This window comes from Polaromonas sp. P3_C2 (assembly GCF_056402675.1).
Map to the genome: position 1 here is coordinate 1 of NZ_JBFUGX010001090.1, position 860 is coordinate 860.

Consider the following 860-nt stretch of genomic DNA (forward strand, 5'->3'; position numbering starts at 1 on the left):
GAACGTTATGCCCCGGAAACGGACGATGCGCCTGCGATGCTCAAGCAGGTCATCGAAGAAGCCCATATCGTCATCAAACTGACGGCGATCTCGGCCGAGCAGGAACCGCACAGCACGCTGGCGGCATTTCTGATCAACCCGGGTGGGGACTGTCACTGGGTACATACCGGCGATTCAAGGATTTACCATTACCAGGGCAGCAAACTGGTACACAGGACGGTGGACCACTCGTATGTGCAGACTCTGGTGGACAAAGGCGAGATTACTGAGGAAGAAGCCAATGTCCATCCGCAGTCAAACATCCTGATGGGTTGCCTGGGTACGGAGGATGCGCCACCTATTACCCATCATTTCATCCCGCAACTCCGGCCTGAAGACGTCCTGCTGGCTTGCAGCGATGGGGTCTGGCACTATTTCAGCACCARTGAAATGGGCTCAGCCCTGTCCATGCTGTCACCCCGTGAAGCCACTGAATTCCTGATTCAGAAAGCACGTTCCCGCGCGCGAGGCGGCGGTGACAATCTCTCGCTGGTGATTGTCAAACTCGAGCCTTTGGCCGCTGAGCCACCGACCCGCTTAGTCGGGTAAGGGTAAGGACTTCGCTGGCGGCTTGGTCTGCTTCAGACGATCTCTTTCATGCTGGGCTTTGCGCTCCAGCGCCTCCTTTTGGCGGTCGTTGAATTTTTTAGCCTCTTCCGCTGCAACGGCCTGCTTTTCGCTTCTGGACTGGGATTTGTCCTGCCCGCTTTTTAATCTGGCAGCGTTCGCGTCGCTACTACCTTGCTCACCTGCCTTGGCCGCAGCGCGGTCTTCGGTTTTCTTTTTTTCTCGCTCAAGACGAGACTGAGAGTCTTCCAGAG

1 protein-coding gene and 1 pseudogene are annotated in these 860 nt (G+C 56.3%); one reads left to right on the top strand and one right to left on the bottom strand.

Annotated features, from left to right (window positions below; genetic code table 11):
- A partial coding sequence (locus AC1DWI_RS24820) for a PP2C family protein-serine/threonine phosphatase (RefSeq protein WP_477726133.1) occupies positions 1–588 on the top strand: 588 nt, incomplete at its 5' end.
- Here AC1DWI_RS24820 and AC1DWI_RS24825 read toward each other — a convergent pair.
- Positions 577–860, bottom strand: a pseudogene (locus AC1DWI_RS24825) (hypothetical protein); the annotation flags it as partial. The gene AC1DWI_RS24820 and the pseudogene AC1DWI_RS24825 sit on opposite strands and share 12 nt — an antisense overlap.